The following is a 24,741-nucleotide window of genomic DNA, read 5'->3' on the forward strand; positions in this document are numbered from 1 at the left end:
ATGCTCGGGTTGGCTCCCAAATATCTGTCCTGGCTCTGGCAGGGCTTCCTGCTGACGCTCGGTCTCGCGGCCGCGTCGGCCGTCGCCGCGACCGCCGGCGGGCTGCTGCTCGCGGTCATGCGGCATGCGCGCGGCACGGCACCGCGCGCGGTGGCCGCCGCGTACGTCGTCACGTTCCGCAACACGCCGCTGCTCGTGCAGTTGCTGTTCTGGTATTTCGGTGTCGCGTCGCTGCTGCCCGACACGTGGATCGCATGGCTCAATGCACGCCATGCGGTGAGCGTGGGCCCATTCGCGCTCGCGTGGCCGTCGTTCGAATTCGTCGCGGGCTGGGTCGGGTTGAGCGCGTATACGGCTGCGTTCGTCGCCGAGGAATGCGAAGCCGGCCTGCGCGGCGTGCGGCGCGCACAGCACGATGCGGCCGCCGCGCTCGGCCTCACGCCGATGCAGTCGCTGCGCTACGTGGTGCTGCCGCAGGCCGTGCGCATCGCGTTGCCGCCGCTGTTCGGCCAGTACATGAATCTCGTGAAGAATTCGTCGCTCGCGATGGCGATCGGCGTGGCCGAGCTGTCGTATGCGTCGCGGCAGGTCGAGACCGAAACGTTCAAGACGTTCGCCGCGTTTGGCGTCGCGACGTTGCTGTACGTCGCGGCGGTGGCCGTAATCGAAGCGGGCGCGTATGCGGCGACGCAATGGCGCGACCGGCTGGGAGCGGGGCGCTGACCATGGATTTCTCGCTGCTGCTCGCCAATCTGCCGTACCTGCTCGTCGGTGCGTTCCCGGAAGGGCCGCTCGGCGGTGCCGCGCTGTCGCTGCTGCTCGCGATCGCGTCGGCCGCGGCATCGGCCGTGCTCGGCATCGCGCTCGGCGTTGGCATGGCGCTCGCGCGCGGCCCTGCGCGCGTGCTGCTGCTCGCGTTCATCGGCTTCTTCCGCGCGATTCCCGTGCTGATGCTGATTTTCTGGACCTACTTCCTGATGCCCGTGCTGCTGCACATGGACGTGCCGGGGCTCACGACGGTCGTGTGCGCGCTCGCGCTGATCGGCGGCGCGTATCTCGCGCATGCGGTGCATGCGGGGATCGTCGCGGCGGGCGACGGGCAATGGCAGGCCGGGCTGTCGCTCGGGCTCACACGCTGGCAGACGGTGCGCCACGTGCTGCTGCCGCAGGCGATCCGGATCATGACGCCGTCGTTCGTCAACCAGTGGGTCGCGCTCGTGAAGGACACGTCGCTCGCGTATATCGTCGGCGTGCCGGAGCTGTCGTTCGTCGCGACGCAGGTGAACAACCGGCTGATGGTGTATCCGGCGCCGATCTTTCTGTTCGTCGCGGTGATCTATCTGGTGCTGTGTACGTCGCTCGACGGCGCGGCGCGGTGGTTGTTGTCGCGGGGGGCGCGGGAGCGGCGTGCGGCGCAGACGACGGCCGAGTGCACGGAACCCGCGCGGTAACGGTGGGCCCGCGAGCCCGGTGCGATGCGTGCGCGCGTTCTCGGTGATGAAGATGAATGGTCCGCGACCCTCCGCAGCGGGCTGCGTCGCCGCTATTCGACCGGCGACGCGCGTGATGTTGCTGCGGTGGTCGGGCGCTTCAGCGCGTCAGCTTCGTTCCGCCGCGTAGTGCGTATCGAAAACCGCCCGCAACGTCGACGGACCAGTCGCAAAATCGCCCCACAGCGGCCCGTCGTTCTGCGCGAACGCGAACGGCGTCTTGTTGATCGACGCGAGGCGGAAGCGCCATTGCGCGGCTTCCTGGCGGAATGCGGTGAGCTGCATGTCGGACAGCCCCGTCTGCGCGTTCGCGAGCGTGACGAGCGGATCGACCGGATCGTTCGCGACCCGCACCTCGAAATGCAGGTGCGGGCCGGTGGCCGCGCCCGTCATCCCGACCGAGCCGATACGCTGACCCTGCTTCACCGTTTCGCCGACCTTCAGCCCGCGAGCGTATGCGGAAAGGTGCGCGTAGTACGTCGAATAGCCGTCCGCATGATCGACGATCACATAGCGGCCGTAGCCGCCCGGATCGGTTCCGACGAACGACACGACGCCGTCGGCCGCCACAGCGACCGGCGTGCCGCTCGGCGCGGCGAGATCGACGCCCGTGTGGAACGCCATCGCCTGCGACAGCGGATGGATGCGCTCGCCGAAGAACGAACTGATGCGCGTCCACTTGACCGGCATCGTGAACGCCGCGGCTTCGAGCGGCGAGCCGTCGAGCGCGTAGTACGCGCCGTGTTCGGCGCCCGGCGCGCGGAACCAGATCGCGCCGAACGTGCGGCCGGCGACGCGCAGTTCGAGCGCCGTGAGGCGCGGCGTGCCGTCGTTCGTATCGAACGCGACGCGGTAGTAGTCGCCGCGCTGCGCGCTCGCGCGCATCGCGACCTTGCCGCTGACGAGATCGCCGAGCTGGATGCGCACTTCGGGCGGCACGTCGAGACGGTTCAGCGTATCGGACAGCGTGAGCTCGATGTCGCCCGCGCGCATCCCTTGCTGGTGTTCGGGCGGAGCAAGCTGGAACAGGCTGGCATAGCCGAGCATGTCGTTGCGATGCGCGCTGAGCGGGGCGAACAGGCCGGGCTGCAGGCTGCGATCGGTGTTGCGATCGACGTGCTCGTTGCGCTCGCCGATCGTGCGGGCGAGCTCGCTCGTCACGAAATGCTGCGCGGTGGGAAACGGCGTGTCGGACAGCACGCGCTGCGGCAGCGCGGCCGTGCCCGAGTCGACGGCGCCCGGCAGTTGCGACACGGCCGGCAGCGCGGCGAGGCCGAGTGCGGCGAGGGCGCCGAGCACGGCGGCCGGCACGAGCGCGCGCACGACGCGCTGCGCGCGGCCGGGCGCGAAAGCATCAGGGGTAGCGGCAGACTTGACCAAGGTGTCCACATCCAGGAAAGCGGTTCAAAGGGGTGTGGGCAGGGGCCGCCGGCGGCACATCCGTCGGGCAGCGACGGGCGCGGGCGGCGGGCGTGCAACAAAACAGGCCCCGCCAGGGGCCTGTGTCGTTTCCGTTCGACCCAACGCGCGGGGCGATGCCCGCTTCGAACGGCGGCGTGCATACCGGGTCGAACCCGGTTATCACGAAGACGCTAAAGAAAGATGACAGGGCCAGTCTACCGGTGTTCCGCACAACGTTAAAAATTTTAAAGAGGGTCAGCTCATTCGTTTCGCAGTGCGGTAAATCGGGTTAAATCAGCATTTATTACGACAAATTTCGTCAGTCCGGCAATTTGTGCGTGCGGCTGCGCAACGCATCGGACGTGCGCACGGTGTCGAAGCCGGCGTCGAGCATGGCCTCGGCGTCGTTCCACAGGTTGCCGCGCAGCCGGTTGGTCCAGATCATCGACGCGAACACGCCTTCGAGCAGCGACACGAGATAGACGGCGGCCAGATGCACGTCGAGATCGGCGGTGAGTTCACCGGCCGCGATCGCGCGGCGCAGCAGCGCCTTCGTGATCCGCAGCATCTGCAATTCGAGCAGCATGCGGCGCCGCTGCAGCGCGCCGTTTTCCTCGCTCTGCTCGCACTTCGTATAGAGGATCACGAGCACGCGCTGCATCGGGCCCGGTTCGCCGCATTCCTGCAGATAGTGCGAGGCGGCGCGCCGCAGCGTGGCGAGCGGCGGCAGCCCGTCGCCCGCGTCGAAGCCTTCCGACGTGCGCGCGAACGCGCGGTCGCACATCGCGAGACACACTTCCATCTTGTTGCGGTAGTGGCCGTAGACGGCGCCGCGCGACATCCCGGCGGCCTCGGCGAGATCCGCCATCGCGGTTTGCGCGACGCCTTTCTCGAGCAGCACGAGTTCGGCGGCGTCGAGGATCCGGTGCTTGATGGCGAGCGATTCTTCGCGGGTCTTGCGGGCCATGTCCTGAAATTCCTTACAGTTCGCTGTCGTTTTATTGAGACAGTGTGCCGGTCAGATTGAAGCGGCGTGTATTTAATCAATCGTGACTGATTATAATCGGCCACCCTGAGCCGCCGCATTGTATCGGCGGCGAACGATCCGAGGTCACATATGAATAACAATCGCTCCCTGTTGCGCCACCGGCTGGCGCCGTTCGCGCTGGCGGCCGTGCTCGGCCTGGCCGGATGTGGAAAGGGCGACAAGGACACCGCGCCGGAGGCCGCGAAACAGGCGACGGTCGTGACGGTGCGCCCGACGGCCGTGCCGATGACCGTCGAATTGCCGGGCCGGCTCGATGCATACCGGCAGGCGGAAGTGCGTGCGCGGGTCGCGGGCATCGTGACCGCACGCACCTACGAGGAAGGCCAGGAAGTGAAGCAGGGCGCGGTGCTGTTCCGCATCGATCCCGCGCCGCTGAAGGCCGCGCGCGACGCCGCGCAGGGGGCGCTCGCGAAGGCGCAGGCCGCCGCGCTCGCGGCGAGCGACAAGCGCCGCCGTTACGACGATCTCGTGCGCGATCGCGCGGTGAGCGAGCGCGACCACACCGAGGCCGTTGCCGGCGACACGCAGGCGAAGGCCGACGTTGCGTCCGCGAAGGCGGAACTCGCACGGGCGCAGTTGCAGCTCGACTATGCAACGGTCACCGCGCCGATCGCGGGCCGCGCACGGCGCGCGCTCGTGACCGAAGGCGCGCTCGTCGGCCAGGACCAGGCGACGCCGCTCACGACCGTCGAGCAGCTCGACCCGATCTACGTGAACTTCTCGCAGCCGGCCGCCGACGTCGACGCGTTGCGCCGGGCGGTGAAGAGCGGGCGCGCGACGGGCATCGCGCAGCACGACATCACGGTGACGCTGCTGCGCGCCGACGGCACCGCGTATCCGCTGAAGGGCAAGCTGCTGTTCAGCGATCTCGCGGTCGATCCGACCACCGACACCGTCGCGATGCGCGCGCTGTTCCCGAATCCGGAGCGCGAACTGCTGCCGGGCGCGTATGTGCGGATCGCACTCGACACGGCGGTCGACCAGCGGGCGATCCTCGTGCCGCGCGATGCGCTGCTGCGCACGGCCGACCGCACGTCGGTGCGCGTGGTCGGCACGAACGGCAAGGTCAAGGACGTCGAGGTCACGGCCGACCAGATGAGCGGCCGCGACTGGCGCATCACGCGCGGCCTCGCGGGCGGCGAGCGCGTGATCGTCGACGATGCCGCGCAGTTCGCGCCCGATACGGCCGTCAAGCCCGTCGAGAAGGTGCCGCCGTCGAAAGCGGCGCCGGCAGCGGCCGCTTCGCAGGCAGCCGCCCGTCAAACCTGACCGGTTAACACCACACCACCATGGCACGTTTCTTCATCGATCGCCCCGTCTTCGCGTGGGTGATCGCAATCTTCATCATGCTGGGCGGCGCATTCGCGATCCGCTCGCTGCCCGTTGCGCAGTACCCGGACATCGCGCCGCCCGTCGTCAGCATCTATGCGACGTACCCGGGCGCATCCGCGCAGGTCGTCGAGGAATCGGTGACCGCGCTGATCGAGCGCGAAATGAACGGCGCGCCGGGGCTGATGTATACGTCCGCGACGAGCAGCGCCGGCGCGGCGTCGCTGTACCTGACGTTCAAGCAGGGCGTCAACGCCGATCTCGCGGCCGTCGAAGTGCAGAACCGGTTGAAGACGGTCGATGCGCGGCTGCCGGAACCGGTGCGGCGCGACGGCATCCAGGTCGAGAAGGCCGCCGACAACATCCAGCTCGTGGTGTCGCTGACATCCGACGACGGGCGGATGACCGACGTGCAGCTCGGCGAATATGCGTCGGCGAACGTCGTGCAGGCGCTGCGCCGTGTCGACGGCGTCGGCCGGGTGCAGTTCTGGGGCGCCGAATATGCGATGCGGATCTGGCCCGACCCGGTGAAGATGGCCGGGCACGGCCTCACCGCGTCGGATATCGCGTCGGCGGTGCGCGCGCACAACGCACGCGTGACGATCGGCGACATCGGCCGCGCCGCGGTGCCGGCCAGCGCACCGATCGCGGCGACCGTGTTCGCCGATGCGCCGCTGAAGACGCCGTCCGAGTTCGGCGCGATCGCGCTGCGCACGCAGGCCGACGGCTCCGCGCTGTATCTGCGCGACGTCGCGCGCGTCGAGTTCGGCGGCAACGACTACAACTACCCGTCGTACGTGAACGGCAAGGTCGCGACCGGGATGGGCATCAAGCTCGCGCCGGGCTCGAACGCGGTATCCACCGAGAAACGCGTCCGCGCGACGATGGACGAGCTGTCCGCGTATTTCCCGCCGGGCGTGAAGTACCAGATCCCGTACGAGACGTCGTCGTTCGTGCGCGTGTCGATGAACAAGGTCGTCACGACGCTGATCGAGGCCGGCGTGCTCGTGTTCCTCGTGATGTTCCTGTTCATGCAGAACCTGCGCGCGACGCTGATCCCGACGCTCGTCGTGCCGGTCGCGCTCGCGGGCACGTTCGGCGTGATGTATGCGGCCGGTTTCTCGATCAACGTGCTGACGATGTTCGGGATGGTGCTCGCGATCGGCATCCTCGTCGACGACGCGATCGTCGTGGTCGAGAACGTCGAGCGGCTGATGGTCGAGGAGGGGCTCGGGCCGTACGACGCGACCGTCAAGGCGATGAAGCAGATCAGCGGCGCGATCGTCGGGATCACCGTGGTGCTGACGTCGGTGTTCGTGCCGATGGCGTTCTTCGGCGGCGCGGTGGGCAACATCTACCGGCAGTTCGCGCTGTCGCTCGCGGTGTCGATCGGTTTCTCGGCCTTCCTCGCGCTGTCGCTCACGCCCGCGCTGTGCGCGACACTGCTCAAGCCCGTGTCCGGCGAACATCACGAGAAGCGCGGCTTCTTCGGCTGGTTCAACCGCTTCGTCGCGCGTTCGACGCAGCGCTACGCGACACGCGTGGGCAAGATGCTGAAGAAGCCGGTGCGCTGGCTCGTCGTGTACGGCGCGTTGACCGCGGCCGCGGGGCTGATGCTCACGCAACTGCCGACCGCGTTCCTGCCGGACGAGGACCAGGGCAACTTCATGGTGATGGTGATCCGCCCGCAAGGCACGCCGCTCGCGGAAACGATGCAGAGCGTGCGGGAAGTCGAGTCGGCCATCCGCCGTGACGAGCCGACCGCCTATACGTATGCGCTCGGCGGTTTCAACCTGTACGGCGAAGGGCCGAACGGCGGGATGATCTTCGTCACGCTGAAGAACTGGAAGGAGCGCAAGGCCGCGGACGCGCACGTGCAGGCGATCGTCGCGCGCATCAACGAGCGCTTCGCGGGCACGCCGAACACGACGGTGTTCGCGATGAACTCGCCGGCGCTGCCCGATCTCGGTTCGTCGAGCGGTTTCGACTTCCGGCTGCAGAACCGCGGCGGGCTCGACTACGCGACGTTCAGCGCCGCGCGCGAGCAGCTGCTCGAGGCGGGCCGCAAGGATCCCGCGTTGACCGACCTGATGTTCGCCGGCACGCAGGACGCGCCGCAGCTGAAGCTCGACATCGATCGCGCGAAGGCGTCCGCGCTCGGCGTGTCCATGGACGAGATCAACACGACGCTCGCGGTGATGTTCGGCTCCGACTATATCGGCGATTTCATGCACGGCACGCAGGTGCGGCGCGTGATCGTGCAGGCCGACGGGCTGCACCGGCTCGATCCGGACGACGTGAAGAAGCTGCGCGTGCGCAACTCGCATGGCGAGATGGTGCCGCTCGCGGCGTTCACGACACTGCACTGGACGCTCGGCCCGCCGCAGCTCACGCGCTACAACGGCTTTCCGTCGTTCACGATCAACGGCTCGGCCGCGCAGGGCCACAGCAGCGGCGAGGCGATGGCCGCGATCGAGCAACTCGCGGCGAAGCTGCCGGCCGGTACCGGCCATGCGTGGTCGGGGCAATCGTTCGAGGAACGGCTGTCGGGCGCGCAGGCGCCGATGCTGTTCGCGCTGTCGGTGCTCGTCGTGTTCCTCGCGCTCGCGGCGCTCTACGAGAGCTGGTCGATTCCGTTCGCGGTGATGCTGGTCGTGCCGCTCGGCGTGATCGGCGCGGTGCTCGGCGTCACGCTGCGGATGATGCCGAACGACATCTACTTCAAGGTGGGGCTGATCGCGACGATCGGATTGTCCGCGAAGAACGCGATCCTGATCGTCGAAGTCGCGAAGGACCTGGTCGCGCAGCGCATGTCGCTCGTCGACGCCGCGCTCGAGGCCGCGCGCCTGCGGCTGCGGCCGATCGTGATGACGTCGCTCGCGTTCGGCGTGGGCGTGCTGCCGCTCGCGTTCGCGTCGGGCGCCGCGTCCGGCGCGCAGATGGCGATCGGTACCGGCGTGCTCGGCGGCGTGATCACGGCGACCGTGCTCGCGGTGTTCCTCGTTCCGCTGTTTTTCGTGATCGTCGGCCGCCTGTTCGACGTCGGCCCGCGCCGGCGCGGCGGAGCGCAGCCGGCGGCGATGGAGGGTTCTCAATGATGTTTGCGCTGAATGCACAGGCAGCGCTGCGGGTTCAGGTTGCGCTGGCCGCCGCGCTCGCGCTGGCCGGCTGCACGCTCGCACCGCGTTACGAGCGGCCGGCGGCGCCCGTGCCGGCGACCTATGCGCCGGTCGACGGCGAAGCCGCGCCCACGTCGGCCGCGGCATCGCCCGCCGATGCCGCGCTGCTCGACGACTGGCGCGCGTACTTCACCGATGCCGCGCTGCAGGCGTGGATCGACGCGGCGCTCGCGAACAACCGCGACCTGCGGGTCGCCGCCGGCCGGCTCGAGGAAGCGCGCGCACTGTACGGCGTGCAGCGCGCGGACCTGATGCCGTCGGTCGATGCGAATCTGGGTTATGAGCGTGCGCGCCAGTACGACCCGGTCGTGCGTGAAAGCGCGATCAGCGGGCTGTATCGTGCGGGCGTCGGCGTCAGCGCGTACGAGCTCGACCTGTTCGGCCGCGTGCGCAGCCTGTCCGACGCGGCGCTCGCCGAGTATTTCGCGACGGCCGACGCGCAACGCACGGTGCGCATCGGCGTGATCGCCGACGTGGCGGGCGCGTACGTATCGGAGCGCTCGCTGCACGAGCAGCTCGCGCTCGCGCAGCGCACGCTGGACGCGCGCGAACGCATGGCCGCGCTCACGCAGCGTCGTTATGCGGCCGGCACGAGCGACGCGATCGAGCTGCGCTCGGCCGAGATGCTGGTGGCATCCGCGCGCGCATCGCAGGCCGCGCTGCAGCGCGAGCATGCGCAGTCGGTGCGGGCGCTGCAGTTGCTCGCGGGCGACTTCGCGCGCAACGTGCCGGGCGACACGACCGCGCTCGACACGCTGTCGATCGCGCCCGTGGCGCCCGGCGCACCGAGTGCGCTGCTCGAACGGCGGCCGGACATCCGGCAGGCGGAAGCGCGGCTCAAGGCCGCCAACGCGCAGATCGGCGCCGCGCGCGCGGCGTTCTTTCCGCGCATCACGCTGACGAGCGACTACGGCTCGGTCAGCGACGCGTTCTCGAGCCTGTTTGCCGGCGGCACCAGCGTATGGACGTTCGCGCCGCGCATCACGTTGCCGATCTTCGCGGGCGGACGCAACCGCGCGAACCTCGACGTCGCGAACGCGCGCAAGCACATCGCGGTTGCCGATTACGAGAAGGCGGTGCAAACCGCGTTCCGCGAAGTGGCCGACGCATTCGCCGCGCGCGACTGGATCGATCGCCAGCTCGCCGCGCAGCAGGACGTGTATGCGGCCGACGGCGCGCGGCTGAAGCTCGCGGAACGCCGCTACGCGGGCGGCGTCGCGACGTATCTCGAACTCCTCGACGCGCAGCGCAGCACGTACGAGTCGGGGCAGGAACTGATCCGGCTCAAGCAGCTGAGGCTCGCGAATGCGATCGCGCTGTATCGCGCGCTCGGCGGCGGCTGGTCGCCGGCGTCGGCGGAGGCCGCGGCTTCCGCGTAGTGCCCGTCGCCTGACGCCGCAGCGCGTCGGGCGGCATGACGGCGGCGGTACGTATCGACGTGCCGCCGCCGCTTCCCTCGATCCATACCGCTGGTTCCAGCGATATCTTTTCCCATCGACAGGCCGGCCGGGATAGCCGTCATCTTGCGACCGCGCGTGTCGCAATTTCGCGCAAACGTGTGCGGGTCATTTTGCCTTCTTTCTCCCATGCGACGAGGTTCCGATATCGGGTTCCGGCGGCCGCTCATGCGTGCGATTTGCAATCCGGAATTGAAGATCGAATTAATCATATATCGGAAATAATGAGGGCGACAAAGTGTCGCGGTAAAACGTTTGTATTCATGTCGCAATCGTTTGCGCGAAAAAATCGTATTGATTGAATCGCCGGTTAATTTCCTGTTTGTTGAAAATGATTTGATATTGGCGTTGTCGTCGGGCAACGATGGCGGCTCCGGACAATGTTTTGTCCTTTTCGCAGATGATTTGCTGGAGCCAATGCCGGCAAGGGTGAGCGGGGTGGTTTCGACTCTCGATCGGAAATGTCCTTGATCTTCAATTGCTTCCGGTGAATAAAAAAGGACTGCGGATAAAAATTTCCGGATTGAAAATCGACAGGAAATAGTGAGGACTTGGAGGGGTAAATCGGACATTGTCAGATGCATTTGACAATGATTTACAGAAAACTTTCATGATTATCTCGATAATGCCGCCTCGTGACGGACGGGAGCCGCCACGCGCTGCCGTTTGTATCCGCCACGTCATCTATTCCATTTGCAGTCCTTTCGGGAAACGTCATGAAAAAATCCATCCTGACCGCTGTCGCACTCGCGGCCCTGTCGACCTCGGCCTTCGCAGCGGGCACCGGCACGATCAACTTCACGGGCGAGATCGTCGCGGGCGCATGCGGCATCGATTCGGGCTCGGTCAACCAGACCGTGAACCTCGGCAAGGTGCCGACCAACGTGTTCAAGCAGGCTGGCGACAAGTCCACGCCGACCAACTTCGACATCAAGCTGACCGACTGCGACACGAGCGTCGCGCAGAACGCGTACTTCACGTTCACGGGCACGTCGAGCGCGGGCCAGCCGAAGCTGCTCGCCACGATCGGTTCGGCAACCAACGTCGGCATCCGCCTGCAGGCAGCGTCGGGTGAATACCTCGACAACGGCGCCGAGCAGAAGGCACCGACCGTGCTGCAAAACGGCACGAACGTCGCACGCTTCGCGGCCATGTACGAAGCGACCGCAGCCGGCGTGACGCCGGGTACCGCCGAAGGCGTGGCGAACTTCACCGTCCGCTACCAGTAAGCCGCCGTACCGGGGAAGGGTGCGCGCACCCTTCCTCGTTCGTTTTTCCTCATTTCCCCCTTCGTTCGACTTCCGGTAGCGCCGCGTGCGAATCAGACATTCCTTCCTTTGCGTCTCCGTGCTGGTTGTCGGCAGCCAGAGCCATGCGACGGAATTCAATTCGTCGTTCCTGAACATCGACGGCTCGAACAACGTCGATCTGTCGCAGTTCTCGCAGGCGGACTTCACGCTGCCCGGCGAGTACATGCTCGACGTACAGGTCAACGACCTGTTCTACGGGCTGCAGGCGATCGAGTTCATCGCCGTCGACGCGTCGGGAGCGGGCAAACCGTGCCTGCGCCCGGAACTCGTCGCGCAGTTCGGGCTGAAGCCGTCGCTCGCGAAGGACCTGCCGCGCTTCCAGGGCGGCCGTTGCGTCGATCTCGGCGCGATCGAGGGGGCGACCGTGCGCTACCTGAAAAGCGACGGGCGGCTCAAGATCACGATTCCGCAGGCTGCGCTCGAGTTCAGCGATACGACCTACCTGCCGCCGGAGCGCTGGTCGGAAGGGATCCCCGGCGCGATGCTCGACTATCGCGTGATCGCGAACACGAACCGCAACTTCGGCACGGGCGGCGGGCAAACGAATTCGATCCAGGCCTACGGGACGGTTGGCGCGAACTGGGATGCATGGCGCTTTCGCGGCGACTACCAGGCGCAATCGAACGTGGGCAATACGGCCTACGCGGACCGCACGTTCCGCTTCAGCCGGCTTTATGCGTTTCGCGCGCTGCCGTCGATCCAGTCGACGGTGACGTTTGGCGACGACTACCTGACGTCCGACATTTTCGACACGTTCGCGCTGACGGGCGCGTCGATCCGCAGCGACGACCGCATGCTGCCGCCTTCGCTGCGCGGCTATGCGCCGCTGATCTCGGGCGTCGCGCGCACCAACGCGACCGTGACCGTGTCCCAGGCGGGCCGCGTGTTGTACGTGACGCGCGTGTCGCCGGGCGCCTTCGCGCTGCAGAACATCAATACGAGCGTGCAGGGCACGCTCGACGTTGCAGTCGAGGAAGAGGACGGCAGCGTGCAGCGCTTCCAGGTGACGACGGCCGCCGTGCCGTTCCTCGCGCGCGCCGGGCAATTGCGCTACAAGGCCGCCGTCGGCAAGCCGCGGCTCTTTGGCGGCGCCGGCATCACGCCGTTCTTCGGCTTCGGCGAAATCGCCTACGGCCTGCCGTTCGACGTCACCGCGTACGGCGGTTTCATCGCCGCGTCGGGCTACACGTCGATCGCGCTCGGCGTGGGCCGCGACTTCGGCGCGTTCGGCGCGTTGTCGGCCGACGTCACGCATGCGCGGGCACGCCTGTGGTGGAGCGGCGCGACGCGCAACGGCAACTCGTACCGCATCAACTATTCGAAGCACTTCGACGGGCTCGATGCCGACGTGCGTTTCTTCGGTTATCGCTTCTCCGAGCGCGAATACACGAACTTCGCGCAGTTCTCGGGCGACCCGACCGCGTACGGCCTCGCCAACAGCAAGCAGCGCTACTCGGCGACGCTGTCGAAGCGTTTCGGCGACACGTCGACTTATTTCTCGTACGACCAGACGACCTACTGGGAACGTGCGAACGAGCAGCGCGTCGGCCTCACGCTGACGCGCGCGTTCTCGATCGGCACGCTGCGCAACCTGAACGTGAGCGTATCGGCCTTCCGCACGCAGAGCGCCGGTGCAAGCGGCAACCAGGTCTCGGTTACCGCGACGCTGCCGATCGGCGGCCGCCACACCGTCACGTCGAACCTGACGACGGGCAGCGGCAGCACGAGCGTGAACGCCGGTTATATCTACGACGATCCGGATGGCCGCACCTATCAGGTCAACGCGGGCGCGACCGACGGACGGGCGTCGGCGAACGCGAGCTACCGCCAGCGCTCGTCGGCGTATCAGCTGACCGCGCAGGCGTCGACGCTCGCCAATGCATATGCGGCCGCGTCGCTCGAAGTCGACGGCTCGTTCGTCGCGACGCAATACGGCGTCGCGGCGCACGCGAACGGCAACGCGGGCGACACGCGGCTGCTGGTGTCGACCGACGGCGTGCCCGATGTGCCGCTGTCCGGCACGCTCTCGCATACCGATTCGCGCGGTTATACGGTGCTCGACGGCATCTCGCCGTACAACGTCTACGACGCGACGGTCAACGTCGAGAAGCTGCCGCTCGAGGTGCAGGTGTCGAACCCGATCCAGCGCATGGTGCTGACCGACGGCGCGATCGGCTTCGTGAAGTTCTCCGCCGCGCGCGGCAGCAACCTGTACCTGACACTGACCGACCCGGTCGGCAAGCCGCTGCCGTTCGGCGCATCGGTGCAGGACATGGCGAACGGCAAGGAACTCGGCATCGTCGGCGAGGGCGGCGCGGCGTTCCTGACCCAGGTTCAACCGAAATCCACGCTGGCGGTGCGCGCGGGCGAACGCACGCTCTGCACGATCGACACGCTGCCGAACCAGCTCCAACTCGAAGGCACGCCGATTCCGGTGACGTGCCAGACGCCCGGCGAGTCGCATGCAGCGGCCGCACGGGTCGAACGATGAATTCACGGATCCAGCGATGAAAAACTCCTTCTCCCTTTCCTTTCCGCGGCGCGCATGGTGCGTGCTCGCGACCGCCGGTGCGCTCCTCGCGGGCGCCGCGCAGGCGGCGATCGTGCCCGATCGCACGCGCGTGATCTTCAACGAAGGCGAACAGGCGGCGGTCGTCACGATCACCAACAAGAGCACGACCTACCCGTATCTCGTGCAGTCGTGGCTCGAGGACGCGCAGGGCAACAAGATCACGTCGCCGCTGATGGTCGTGCCGCCGCTGCAGCGCGTCGAGGCGAACGAGCGCAACGTGCTGCGGATCGCGAAGCTGCCGGGCACCGAGCTGCCGGCCGATCGCGAATCGGTGTTCTACCTGAACATCCGCGAAGTGCCGCCGAAGACCGATACGCCGAACACGCTGCAGATCGCGCTGCATACGCAGATGAAGCTGTTCTACCGGCCGAAGGCCGTGCAGCCCGCGCGCGACGAGGACTGGACGCTGCCGATGACGTTGCGCGTCGATGCGGCCGCGCACAAGCTCGTGTTCGACAATCCGACGCCGTATCACATCACGATCGTCGATGTGGCGGCGGGTGCGCAGAAGACGCACGTGCCGCTGGAGCCGGTGATGGTCAGCCCGATGAGCACGGCCGACGTGCCGTTCAAGGCCGCGACGCCCGCGACGCTGTTCGTCACGCACATCGACGATTACGGCGGCCAGGTGGCGGTCGAGTATGCGTGCGAGGCCGGTGCTTGCAAGAGCGTGAAGAAATGAGCGGCGCGCGACGAAACGGGATCGCGTTGCGGATGCCGGCGTGGCTCAGGTGGTGGGTGATCGCACTGTTCGTCGTGTTCGCGCAGCCGGCGTGGGCACTGAAATGTATTGCGGACAGCGGCGGCCTGTCGCTGACCGAGGCGATCGGCAATGTCGCGTCGTATCCGACCGACGCGCCAGATGGTTACGTGATCTGGGTGTCGCCGCCGCGTACGACAACGGGCTATTGCTACAAGGATATCGGCGGGTTGCAGAATTTCCCCGAACAGATCTACTTCTACGCGAACCCGGAGAAACAGAATCCGGCCGCGTGGGGGCTCGAAGTCGGCATTCGCTTCGAGGGCACCGACTATTACGGACGCACCAGCCAGCCGGGGGACGGCATTGACACGCACAGCTCCGTGAAAATCTGCAAGCTGGACAACTGGCAGGTCGATGCCGGAATGTGTCCGAAATGGCCCATCAGCATTAGGTATCAGGTCGTCATTCGCAAGCGGGGGGCGTGGACGAGGCCGCCCTCGGATATCTATGCAGTGTTTCAGTTCGACGGCGAGCGCGGGCTGAACAGCAAGGGAAGCTTCCGCTACAAGCTGAGCGGTCTGCAAAATCTCAAGCCGACACCCTGCATGGTCGACGTGAAAGTCACGCCTGAACCCGGCGTCGTGAAGTTCGGCCAGGTTCAGGCCACGGGCAGCGGTTTCTTGCCAGCCGTGCCGCGCAAGTCGTTCAGTCTCGCGCTGACCAAGCAATGCAACGTGCCGGTGCGTGTGGACGGCTACTTCGAGACTTCGCAGACGGTGCAGAACGGGCTGCTCGTGCCGGATCCGAAGAGTAACTTCGGCATCGGCATCGAGGACCGAAACGGCAAGGCGATTGCGTTCAACGAACAGTTCGTGCTCGCCCAGATGCCGGGAAATGTGAACTACCAGAGCGTGACGCTCGATGCCGTTCTGAAGGCGTTCGGGCCGCCGAAGATCGGTCCGTTCAACGGCACGGCGACGATTCGGTTGTTTATCTACTGACGCATGCGAGCGCGGTCTGTGCGGGCATTTACCGTGCAAGGCAGGCCGGCGGCCGAGCGTCTTTTTCGGGGGAGACGGAGATGCATCTGAAGGGCACCATGGCAGCGACATTGTTCGTTGCGTCGACGGCAGGCGCGGTTCATGCGCAGACGGTATCGGCGGGTGGTTATTCGCTGACCGTGATCGGCGACCTGGGCGGGCCGCGCGACATGCAGTACAACGGGAATGCCGTCAGCGCGGACGGCAAGACGATCATCGGCTCCTACTGGAGCGACGCGCAGCCCGGTAACTCGATGGCCTTCTCGTGGTCGGCCGCGACGGGCTGGCAGCGGCTGGCGGCGCCGGCGAACGCCTATGACTCGATGGCACAGACGGTGTCGGGCGACGGGCAGGTGATCGGCGGCTCGATCAGTGCGCGCCAGGCGGAAAGCAGCAACCTTGATCGATGGGCGGTGCGATGGCCTGGCGACGGTCGCACACAAAAACTCGTTCCGGATACGGCGGGCTGGGGCGCATCGGTCGAAGTCGCGAACCTCGGCGGCACGAGGATGGCGGGCCGCTTTTCGACGATAGGCGTCTCGAATGCACGGTTCATGTGGGACCAGCCGAGGGGTTTCCGCCAGCTGCCACCCGGCGGCGACTATGTCGTGCAGCTCCTGTCGATGACCTCGTCAGGGAATGCAGCAGCGGGGTTCGCCGGCAATGTCGACGGCGTGTATGGCTCGCGTGCGCTCCTTTGGACAGAACGAATCGGTGAACGACTATTGCCGACGATCAACGCGGGCGTGGCGAGAATGGATCAGGCCCGTGGTGTGACCGAAGACGAACGGACGATCGCCGGCGCGCTTGGCACGCTGGTGGTCACGCCGGATGGACAACGGGTCGATTCGGAGGCCGTGCTGTGGACGAACGGCGGCGACAGCATCCAGCGGCTCGGTTTTCTCGACGGCGACGACAGCAGCTACGCGCAAGCGATCAGCACGGACGGGCGGGTCGTCATCGGCACATCGAGCAACGGACAGACCGGTGTCGAGCGAGTCTTCGTGTGGACGCCGCAAAGCGGCATGCGTAGCCTCGTTGCATTGCTCGAAGCGGCCGGCCTGTCGGTCGGCACGCTGAACCTGGCCAACGTAATCGGCGTGAGCCCCGACGGGCAGACCATCACGGGGCAGGGTTATCGCGACGGCGATCCCGACTACAGGCCGCAGTTCTGGCAAGTGCACATCGATGCGGCGACCCTGCGCGCGTTGCAGCCGGCGAGCCCGGGCGCCGACGCATTGCGGGTGCGGGCTTCGCCGCGCAAGGCGGCGTCACGCATGCTGGCGGCGAAGCCGGACGCAGCGATGCAGCGAAGCGTGTGCCGCATGCCCGTCAGCCCGGCGCAGCTCGCGCGATGCCTGCCGCGGTTGCCGGCCGCACGCTGACGAGCGTGGTCGCACGCAGGTGAAGCGATGAAACAAGGCGCCGGTTTTCCGGCGCCTTGTTTCGTTTACCGCACCCAGCGACACATCCTGTGATGGTGATGGTCGAAGTGGCACACGCGGTGCGGATGCGCTTCGGCGATGGCCGGCACGAGCACGGCGGCGGCAAGCGCCGCGACGGCGAGCGATTTCAGTAGCGTTTTCATGTTGCAGTCCTGATCGTTGAAAAGTGAATCACGGGAAGCGGGAACGCCTTACCACTGCGGCCGCTGATCGTCGCGTCGGTCGTCCCGGCGGTCATCGCGTCGGTCATCCCGGCGGTCGTCATATCCGCGGGGATGCTGCGCTTCCCAGTCGCGGCGCTCCCAGTAACGATTGCCGTCCCAGTAACGATCGCCATGCCAGCCGATCGTGACCTGAGCCGGACCGGCAGGATAGGCAACGCACCCGGTCAGCATCACGCTCGACAGCGCGCCAGCCATGACAGCGGACAACACGATGGATTTCATGGTTTTCTCCCTTGGAAACAGCCCCCCGATCGTACGAGCCCCCAAAATTTCACGTGGTAAGAAGTTGCTACCGGCCATGACACGTGCAGGCGCGTTGTCAGACGCGTGAAAGGTCGTGTCGGCGGGTCGCAGGCCGGTCGCGCCGTTCGGACGGGCCGATGACCACGTACCGAACCAGCCGACGTGCGTCCCATCCACGCGGGCAACGATTTCGTCAATTGTTCAGACAAATCCTGTCGACTGAAAGGGTCATTGGGTAATCAGATTGAGAATGATTTGCGTTTACGTTAAATTGCGCTATCTCGGAATTTGACGGAGCAGATCGATGGCGATGGCGGAAGTGCTCGACCGACCGGCGGCGGCAGCGGCGAACCCGTTCCTCGGCAGTCATCCCGACCGGCCGCCGCGTGCGCGCCGCGCCACGGAGCCCCGTGCGCAGGGCGCATTGCTCGACGTGCTGATCTCGCATCGCGCGATGCTCGTGAACGTCGCGCGCGGCTTCGTCGGCTGCGCGAGCCGTGCCGAGGACGTCGTACACGACGTGTTCGTGAAGCTCGTCGAATTCCCGAACCAGGATGCGGTGCGCCAGCCGGTCGCGTACGTGACGCGGATGGTGCGCAATGCGTCGATCGACGCGTGCCGCCGGCAAAACCTCGAGAACGTCTATCACACGGAAGAGGACGACGGTTTCGACGTGCCGTCGCCCGAGCCGACGCCGGAAGCCGCACTGCTGACGCGCGATACGCTGCGGCGCGTGTGGGCCGCGCTCGACGACCTGCCGGCGCGCAGCCGCGCGGCCTTCGAGATGGTGCGGCTGCGCGAGGAGACGCTGCAGACCGCGGCGCGCGCGCTGAACGTGTCGCAGACGCTCGTGCATTTCATGGTGCGCGACGCGGAGCGCCACTGCGCGGAATGCCTCGACGCATGCCATCGCGGTGTCGCGTGCCCGGTGTTCCTCGGCGGCCGCACGCGGCGCCGGTGAACGCGGGTAAAAAACCGCGCCGACCAATCGTCTATCAGACAGGAGCGGCCGAAACCGCCGCTTTGCCATGCGCTTTGCCACTTTCAACCGCCTCAGCGATTTCCGATCATGACGCAAGCCACGACGCCTTCCGCCGACACCGACGATCTCGTCTATACGGTCGTCATCAATGACGAAGAACAGTATTCGATCTGGCCGACGTTCCGGCCCGTGCCGGCCGGCTGGCGCGAAGTGGGCGTGAGCGGCCCGAAAGCCGACTGTCTCGCGCACATCGAGACCGTCTGGACCGACATGCGCCCCGCGAGCCTGCGCCGCGCGATGGACGGCGAGCGCGCATCGCGCGCGTCGTGACCCGCCGCGCCGCGTGGGCGGCGCGCCACCTGAAGAGGACGTTGCATGACCCTGCTTTCGTTGCCGACGCTCGACGACCTGCGTATCGAGCCGGGGCTGCCCACCGTCGTGTCGCCGCGCGGCAGCGACGGGATGTCGATCGACGACGTCGCGCCGCTGGCGCGCGAGATCGCGGCCGACACGCTCGAACGGGCGGGCGGTGTGCTGTTCACGGGTTTTCACGTGCCGTCGATCGACGCGTTCCAGCAGTTCGCGGCGTCGTTCGGCGATCCGCTGATCGGCTATGAATACGCATCGACACCGCGCAGCCAGGTCGAGGGCGCCGTCTACACGTCGACCGAGTACCCGCCGCACCGCGCGATTCCGCTGCACAACGAGCAGTCGTATACGCGCGAATGGCCGTTGCGGATCTGGTTCCACTGCGCGCTCGCCGCGCCGAAGGGCGGGGCGACGCCGATCGCGGACAGCCGCGCGGTGTATCGCGCGCTCGATCCGGCGCTCGTCGCGCGTTTCGAAAAGCGCGAGCTGCTGTACGTGCGCAATTTCGGGCAGGGGCTCGACCTGCCGTGGCAGCAGTCGTTCGGCACCGACGAACCGGCCGAGGTCGAACGGATGTGCGCGGCGCGCGGCATCGAATGCGCGTGGCGCACCGATGACGACGGCGAGCTGCTGCTGCGCACGCGCGAACGCTGCCAGGCCGTCGCGCGCCATCCGCGCACCGGCGACCGCGTGTGGTTCAACCAGGCGAACCTGTTTCACCTGTCGGCGCTCGACGACGACATGCAGGAAGCGCTCGTCGACGCGGTCGGGCTCGAGAACGTGCCGCGCAACGTGTATTACGGCGACGGCGAACCGCTCGAAGCCGACGCGCTCGCGGAGATCCGCGGCGTGCTCGACCAGCAGCGCATCGTGTTCCCGTGGCGCACGGGTGACGTGCTGATGCTCGACAACATGCTGACCGCGCATGCGCGCGACCCGTTCGAGGGGCCGCGCAAGGTCGTCGTCGCGATGGCGCAGAGTTATACGGTCCCGCGCGACCGAACGGAGGATTGATGACGCGTAGTACCGCCGCGCTTGCCGCGCGCGGGCTGTCGGTGGGATATCGCGACCATGTCGTGATCGACGGGCTGGACCTGTCGATCGCGGCCGGCCGCGTAACCGCGCTGTGCGGACCGAACGGCTGCGGCAAGAGCACGCTGCTGCGCACGCTCGCGGGCTTGCAGCCCGCGCGTGCCGGCCATGTCGAAGTGAACGGGCAGCCGCTCGCGTCGTTTCGCCGTCGCGCGCTCGCGCGCGAACTGACGATGCTCGCGCAGTTCAACCAGATTCCGTCGGGCCTGACGGTGCGCGAACTCGTCGCGTACGGGCGCTATGCGTACGGCGGCTTCCTGCGCGGCCTGTCGCGCGCCGACCATGCGGCGATCGACGAGGCGCTCGACACGAGCGGCCTCGCCGGCGATGCGGAGCGCGACGTCGGCGCACTGTCGGGCGGCGAGCGCCAGCGTGCGTGGATCGCGATGGCGCTCGCCCAGCAGGCGCCGATCGTGCTGCTGGACGAGCCGACGACCTATCTCGACATCCATCACCAGCTCGACATCCTCGATGCGTTGCGCACGCTGAACCGCACGCGCGGGCTGACGATCGTCTGGGTGCTGCACGACCTGAACCAGGCGGCCGCATACAGCGACGAAATCGTGCTGATGCGCGCGGGCCGCCTCGTCGCGCAGGGCACGCCCGACGCGATGCTCGATCCGGCGCGGCTGCGCGCGGCGTTCGGCGTCGAGATGCTGAAGCTCGCGCATCCGCAGACGGGCGCACCGATGTGCGTGCCGGCCTACGGGCCGGCCACCGACGGCGCGCCGCAGGCGGCCGGTGTCTTCGACCGGGATCTCGCCGTATGACCACGTTCGCGATGCGCAAGCGCCTCGCGGCGGCGGGGCGGGGCACGAGATCGGGCCGGGCCGGTGCGATCGCGATCGGTCTCGTCGCGCTGATCGCGGCACTGGCGGCGTTGCGCGTCGCCCCCGATCTGCGCGTGTGGTGGAGCGCGGTGCCCGGCAGCGATGCCGCTGCGCTCGCGCACGTGTTCCTGTTCGACCTCAACCTGCCGCGCGTCGCGGCCGCGCTCGTCGCGGGCGGCTGCCTCGGCATCGCGGGCGCGCTGTTCCAGTCGCTCACGCGCAATCCGCTCGCGTCGCCTGATTTGCTCGGCGTGACGGGCGGCGCCCAGCTCGGCCTGCTCGCGGCGATGCTGGTGCCGGCGCTGGCCGGCGTCGCATCGGTGCCGCTGCTGTTCGTGTGCGGGCTGGCCGCGGCCGCCTGCGCGATCGTCGCGGCCGGCGGCTGGCGCGCGACGCCGTTGCGGCTCGTGCTCGCGGGCAGCGTGTGCATGCTGCTGTTCGCCGCGCTGTCGACGCTCGTGCTCGCCTTCTTCGAGCAGAACATCGCGGGCGCCGCGCTGTGGACCAACGGCAGCCTGTACCAGCCGGGCGCGACGGGCCTCGCGCTCGCCGCGCGCTGGCTCGTCGTGCCGCTGATCGCATTGCCGTTCGTGATCCGGCCGCTGAATCCGCTCACGCTCGGCGACGACGCGGCAGCCGCGGCCGGCGTGCGCGTCGACGCGACGCGGCTCGCCGCGACGATCGTCGCGGTTGCGTTCACGAGCGTGGCCGTCAGTATCGCGGGCCCGCTGTCGTATGTCGGCCTCGTCGCCCCGAACCTGCTGCGCCAGGTGCGCGGCGCGCGCGCCGCTCGGCTCGGCGTGCTCGTGCCGCTGTCGGCGCTCGCGGGCGGGGCGCTCGTGCTCGTCACCGACAGCGCGGTGCTCGCGTCGGGGCTCGACGCGACGCTGTCGACCGGCGTCGCGATCGCGCTGGTCGGCACGCCGCTGATGCTGGCGATGATCCGGCGCGGCGCCGCGTGGTCTGGCGTGCTGCATGCGGATGCCGAACGCGCGGCGGGCAGCGGCTCGACGCGGCTCGTCGGCTGGCTCGAGCGGCTCGGCTGGCCGCTGCGCACGGCGCTGTTCGTCGTGGCGGGCGTGCTGGCCGTGTTCGTCGGCGTGTCGGCCGGCCCCGAGTGGCTGTCGATCGCGCGCTGGTCCGCTGCGCTGTCCGGCCACGATGCGCTCGCGCGGATGCTGATCGACCTGCGCATGCCGCGGCTGCTGTGCGCGCTCTTCGCGGGCGCGCTGCTCGCAGTGAGCGGCGTCGCGATGCAAAGCGTCGTGCGCAATCCGCTCGCGGGCCCCGAAGTGCTCGGCGTCACGCAGGGTGCGGGGCTCGTCACGCTGTTCGCGTTGTCGACGTGGCCGCTGATGGGCCACGTGACGCTCGCGGCGGCTGCGCTGATCGGCGGCGGGCTGTCGCTCGCGATCACGCTCGCGCTGAATCACCGGCATCGCTATGCGCCGCTCGCGGTGGCGCTGACGGGCATCGTGATCGGCGCGCTGTGGACCACGCTCGCGCAATGGCTGATCACGCAGGAAAGCGTGCAGCCCGCGCGCTTCGTCGTGTGGCTCGTCGGCGGGACTTACGGCCGCAGCTGGGGTGAGGTGTCGATGCTGCTGCCGTGGTGCGTGCTCGCGGTGCCCGTGTTCGCATGGCTCGCGAAACCGCTCGACATGCTCGCGCTCGGCGACGACCAGGCGGCCGCGCTCGGCCTGCCCGTGGCCGTGCTGCGGCCGCTCGCGCTGACGATCGCGACGCTCGCCGCCTGTGCGGCCGTCGCGGCGGTCGGGCCGGTCGGCTTCATCGGGTTGATGGCGCCTCACGTCGCGACGATGCTCGGCGCGCGCCGGCACCGTACGCGGCTGTGGCTCGCGGCCGCGTGCGGCGCGCTGATCCTCGGTGTGGCGGATCTCGCGGCGCGCACGGTCGTCGCGCCGCGCGAAGTGCCGGCCGGCGTGCTGACCGCGCTGATCGGTGCGCCGTACCTGCTCGGGCTCCTGATCCTCGAGGGGCGCCGCGCCCGGCGCGCGGGGCGATGACGCCGCCGCTCGACGGCGCGCGCGCCACGCGTTTCTCGGCGTTCGCGCCCGAACCGTTCGCCGATCATCTCGACGTCGTCTGGCTCGGTTTGCCCGACGACGCGCACGCGCCGGGCCGCCTCGTCGTGCCGGTCAGCGCGTTGCCCGCGCACCGCGACATCGTGCTCGACGCGATGGTCCGCCATTACGGCGGCGATCCGGCGCAGCACGCGCGCGCGCTGATGTCGCAATGGAGCAAATACTATTTCGGCCGCGCGGCGCCGGCCGGCGTCGTCGCCGCGCTGACGCTCGGCCGGCCGCTCGACATGACACCCGAGCGCACGTTCGTCGCGCTCGACGACGGGATGCCCGCCGCGTTGTATTTCGCGCACGATGCGCTCGGCGAACCCTGCGACGATCCGGCGCCACGCTATGCGGGGCTCGTCGCGCATCTCGGCGCGGTGATCGACCTGCTCGCGGCGATGGGGCGCGTCACGCCGCGCGTGCTGTGGAGCAATGCAGGCAACCTGCTCGACTATCTGCTCGATACGTATCGTGCGCTGCCATGCGTGGCCGATCCGGTGCGCGACGCGGGCTGGCTGTTCGGTGCGACGTGCTTTGCGTGTGAGCCGAATCCGTTGCGCATGCCCGTGCGCGATGCGGTGCCGCGTTCGGCGCTGCTGCCGACGCCGTTCCGCGCGCGACGCGTGTGCTGCCTGCGCTATGAAATTCCTGGAGAAACGCAACTGTGTGGAAGCTGCCCCCTGCTACTGACGATGGACGACGCGGCGCTGGCCGAGCAGGACGCGATCCGGTGACGGATGCCGGCCGCCGGCACGCACTCGGCGCAATCGGCGCACTCGCGGCGCTCGGCGCCGCGTGTTGCGGCGCGCTGTCGGCCTCGTCCGGCGCCGTTGCCGCGGCCCTCGATGCACATCGCGCGCAGGGCGCGCGGGTGCCGGGTGCGCCGGGTTCGGTATCGCTGGCCGGCAATCCCGTCGTGTCGCAGGCGAGCGCGACGATGCCGGTGCGGCCGCAGCGCGTGGTCGCGCTCGACTTCATGTTCGCGGAAAGCGTGATCGCGCTCGACCTCGTGCCGGTCGGGATGGCCGATACGGCGTTCTATCCGGGCTGGCTCGGTTATCAAAGCGACCGGCTCGCCAGCGTGACCGACATCGGTTCGCGCCAGGAGCCGGGCCTCGAGGCGATTGCGGCGGTCAAGCCCGATCTCATCATCGGCGTCGGCTTCCGTCACGCGCCGATTTTCGATGCGCTCGACCGGATCGCGCCGACGATCCTGTTCCAGTTCAGCCCGAACGTGTCGGACGGCGGCGTGCCGGTGACGCAGCTCGACTGGATGCGGCAGATCTTCCGGACGATCGGTGCGGTCACGGGGCGCGACGCGCGCGCGCAGGCGGTCGATGCGCAACTCGATGCGGGCATCGAGCGCAATGCGGCGCGGCTCGCGACCGCGGGCAGGAAAGGCGAGCGCATCGCGCTGCTGCAGGATCTCGGCTTGCCCGACCGCTACTGGGCCTATACGGGCAACAGCACGTCGGCGGGCCTCGCGCGGGCGCTCGGGCTCGACCCGTGGCCGAAGAAACCGACGCGGGAAGGCACGCTGTACGTGACGTCGGCCGATCTGCTCAGGCAGCGCGAGCTGGCCGTGCTGTTCGTGACCGCATCGGGCATGGACGTGCCGCTGTCCGCGAAACTCGATTCGCCGGTGTGGCGTTTCGTCCCCGCGATGAAGGAACGCCGGATCGCGCTGATCGAACGCAATATCTGGGGGTTCGGCGGGCCGATGTCGGCGCTGAAACTGGCCGACGTGATGACCGACACGATGCTGAAGCTGCCGGCCGTGCGTTGAGTGTGCGGCGGTCGATGCCGCCCGGGCGGGCAGCGTGTGGCGGTAGACCCGGCTCGCGCTGAACGGCCGGAGTGTCGCGACGATCGCGCCGCGCGCCACCCACATTTCCTTCTGAAACGAATTTCGCCGGTGCGCTGCCATTGCAGCCCAC

The 24,741-nt window shown here is 68.0% G+C and carries 21 protein-coding genes; 17 read left to right on the top strand and 4 right to left on the bottom strand.

Going from position 1 to position 24,741, the window contains the following annotated elements; translation table 11 throughout:
• Together VK92_RS17880 and VK92_RS17885 are read left to right on the top strand one after the other, a co-directional pair.
• Window positions 1-723 carry an amino acid ABC transporter permease gene (locus tag VK92_RS17880; RefSeq protein WP_048020626.1) on the top strand — a complete coding sequence of 241 codons (723 nt, stop codon included), beginning with the start codon at window positions 1-3 and terminating at the stop codon, window positions 721-723.
• A 2-nt stretch (window positions 724-725) separates the two neighbouring features.
• Complete coding sequence (locus VK92_RS17885; protein ID WP_048020624.1) at window positions 726-1,451, top strand: amino acid ABC transporter permease; 726 nt, start codon at window positions 726-728, stop codon at window positions 1,449-1,451.
• 147 nt (window positions 1,452-1,598) lie between these two features.
• Here the strand turns inward: VK92_RS17885 and VK92_RS17890 are convergent, their stop codons facing one another.
• A complete protein-coding gene (locus VK92_RS17890) occupies window positions 1,599-2,870 on the bottom strand; it encodes a M23 family metallopeptidase (protein ID WP_048020622.1) in 1,272 nt (423 codons plus the stop codon).
• Window positions 2,871-3,210: 340 nt separating this feature from the next.
• Window positions 3,211-3,858 carry a TetR family transcriptional regulator gene (locus VK92_RS17895; RefSeq protein ID WP_048020621.1) on the bottom strand — a complete coding sequence of 216 codons (648 nt, stop codon included), beginning with the start codon at window positions 3,856-3,858 and terminating at the stop codon, window positions 3,211-3,213.
• 150 nt (window positions 3,859-4,008) lie between these two features.
• On the opposite strand from VK92_RS17895, the gene VK92_RS17900 reads away from it, so the two are divergent.
• The 8 genes from VK92_RS17900 to VK92_RS17935 all read left to right on the top strand — a co-directional run bounded on the left by VK92_RS17900 (window position 4,009) and on the right by VK92_RS17935 (window position 16,914).
• Window positions 4,009-5,208, top strand: a complete 1,200-nt coding sequence (locus tag VK92_RS17900) for a MexX/AxyX family multidrug efflux RND transporter periplasmic adaptor subunit (protein ID WP_048020619.1) — start codon at window positions 4,009-4,011, stop codon at window positions 5,206-5,208.
• A gap of 20 nt (window positions 5,209-5,228) precedes the next feature.
• A complete protein-coding gene (locus tag VK92_RS17905) occupies window positions 5,229-8,366 on the top strand; it encodes a multidrug efflux RND transporter permease subunit (RefSeq protein ID WP_048020617.1) in 3,138 nt (1,045 codons plus the stop codon).
• Entirely contained in the window at window positions 8,366-9,826 is a 1,461-nt protein-coding gene (locus tag VK92_RS17910; protein WP_048020786.1) for an efflux transporter outer membrane subunit, read from the top strand. Before VK92_RS17905 ends, VK92_RS17910 begins: the two co-directional genes overlap by 1 nt.
• A gap of 794 nt (window positions 9,827-10,620) precedes the next feature.
• Window positions 10,621-11,133 carry a fimbrial protein gene (locus VK92_RS17915; RefSeq protein WP_027787455.1) on the top strand — a complete coding sequence of 171 codons (513 nt, stop codon included), beginning with the start codon at window positions 10,621-10,623 and terminating at the stop codon, window positions 11,131-11,133.
• A gap of 118 nt (window positions 11,134-11,251) precedes the next feature.
• Complete coding sequence (locus VK92_RS17920) at window positions 11,252-13,705, top strand: fimbria/pilus outer membrane usher protein (RefSeq protein ID WP_048020616.1); 2,454 nt, start codon at window positions 11,252-11,254, stop codon at window positions 13,703-13,705.
• A 16-nt stretch (window positions 13,706-13,721) separates the two neighbouring features.
• On the top strand, window positions 13,722-14,468 hold the full coding sequence (locus VK92_RS17925) for a fimbrial biogenesis chaperone (protein ID WP_048020784.1): 747 nt from the start codon (window positions 13,722-13,724) through the stop codon (window positions 14,466-14,468).
• The gene (locus VK92_RS17930) at window positions 14,465-15,490 is read left to right on the top strand and encodes a fimbrial protein (protein WP_048020614.1); all 1,026 of its coding nucleotides are present in this window, start codon (window positions 14,465-14,467) and stop codon (window positions 15,488-15,490) included. Before VK92_RS17925 ends, VK92_RS17930 begins: the two co-directional genes overlap by 4 nt.
• 98 nt (window positions 15,491-15,588) lie before the next feature.
• Window positions 15,589-16,914: a calcium-binding protein gene (locus VK92_RS17935; protein WP_231616460.1), complete on the top strand. Its 1,326-nt coding sequence runs from the start codon at window positions 15,589-15,591 to the stop codon at window positions 16,912-16,914.
• A gap of 65 nt (window positions 16,915-16,979) precedes the next feature.
• Here VK92_RS17935 and VK92_RS42505 read toward each other — a convergent pair whose 3' ends face one another.
• Together VK92_RS42505 and VK92_RS40225 are read right to left on the bottom strand one after the other, a co-directional pair.
• Window positions 16,980-17,117: an HHHH-motif protein gene (locus tag VK92_RS42505; protein ID WP_021163599.1), complete on the bottom strand. Its 138-nt coding sequence runs from the start codon at window positions 17,115-17,117 to the stop codon at window positions 16,980-16,982.
• Between the two features lie 48 nt (window positions 17,118-17,165).
• Complete coding sequence (locus VK92_RS40225; protein ID WP_021163600.1) at window positions 17,166-17,420, bottom strand: hypothetical protein; 255 nt, start codon at window positions 17,418-17,420, stop codon at window positions 17,166-17,168.
• Between the two features lie 325 nt (window positions 17,421-17,745).
• Between VK92_RS40225 and VK92_RS17945 the strand changes: the two genes are divergently transcribed.
• The 7 genes from VK92_RS17945 to VK92_RS17975 all read left to right on the top strand — a co-directional run bounded on the left by VK92_RS17945 (window position 17,746) and on the right by VK92_RS17975 (window position 24,590).
• Window positions 17,746-18,402: an RNA polymerase factor sigma-70 gene (locus VK92_RS17945; RefSeq protein ID WP_027787449.1), complete on the top strand. Its 657-nt coding sequence runs from the start codon at window positions 17,746-17,748 to the stop codon at window positions 18,400-18,402.
• 108 nt (window positions 18,403-18,510) lie between these two features.
• Window positions 18,511-18,753, top strand: coding sequence for an MbtH family protein (locus tag VK92_RS17950; RefSeq protein WP_021163602.1), 243 nt, complete (start codon window positions 18,511-18,513; stop codon window positions 18,751-18,753).
• Between the two features lie 45 nt (window positions 18,754-18,798).
• Window positions 18,799-19,806: a TauD/TfdA family dioxygenase gene (locus tag VK92_RS17955; RefSeq protein ID WP_021163603.1), complete on the top strand. Its 1,008-nt coding sequence runs from the start codon at window positions 18,799-18,801 to the stop codon at window positions 19,804-19,806.
• Entirely contained in the window at window positions 19,806-20,654 is an 849-nt protein-coding gene (locus tag VK92_RS17960) for an ABC transporter ATP-binding protein (protein WP_048020609.1), read from the top strand. The genes VK92_RS17955 and VK92_RS17960 overlap by 1 nt, the downstream gene beginning before the upstream one ends.
• Window positions 20,651-22,741 carry a Fe(3+)-hydroxamate ABC transporter permease FhuB gene (fhuB, locus tag VK92_RS17965; protein WP_048020608.1) on the top strand — a complete coding sequence of 697 codons (2,091 nt, stop codon included), beginning with the start codon at window positions 20,651-20,653 and terminating at the stop codon, window positions 22,739-22,741. The genes VK92_RS17960 and fhuB overlap by 4 nt, the downstream gene beginning before the upstream one ends.
• The gene (gene fhuF, locus VK92_RS17970; protein ID WP_048020607.1) at window positions 22,738-23,538 is read left to right on the top strand and encodes a siderophore-iron reductase FhuF; all 801 of its coding nucleotides are present in this window, start codon (window positions 22,738-22,740) and stop codon (window positions 23,536-23,538) included. The genes fhuB and fhuF overlap by 4 nt, the downstream gene beginning before the upstream one ends.
• Window positions 23,535-24,590, top strand: coding sequence for an ABC transporter substrate-binding protein (locus VK92_RS17975; protein ID WP_048020605.1), 1,056 nt, complete (start codon window positions 23,535-23,537; stop codon window positions 24,588-24,590). The genes fhuF and VK92_RS17975 overlap by 4 nt, the downstream gene beginning before the upstream one ends.
• Window positions 24,591-24,741 lie beyond the last annotated feature (151 nt).

Origin of the sequence: Burkholderia sp. LK4 (assembly GCF_001043615.1) — a bacterium.
Lineage (GTDB): Bacteria > Pseudomonadota > Gammaproteobacteria > Burkholderiales > Burkholderiaceae > Burkholderia > Burkholderia cepacia.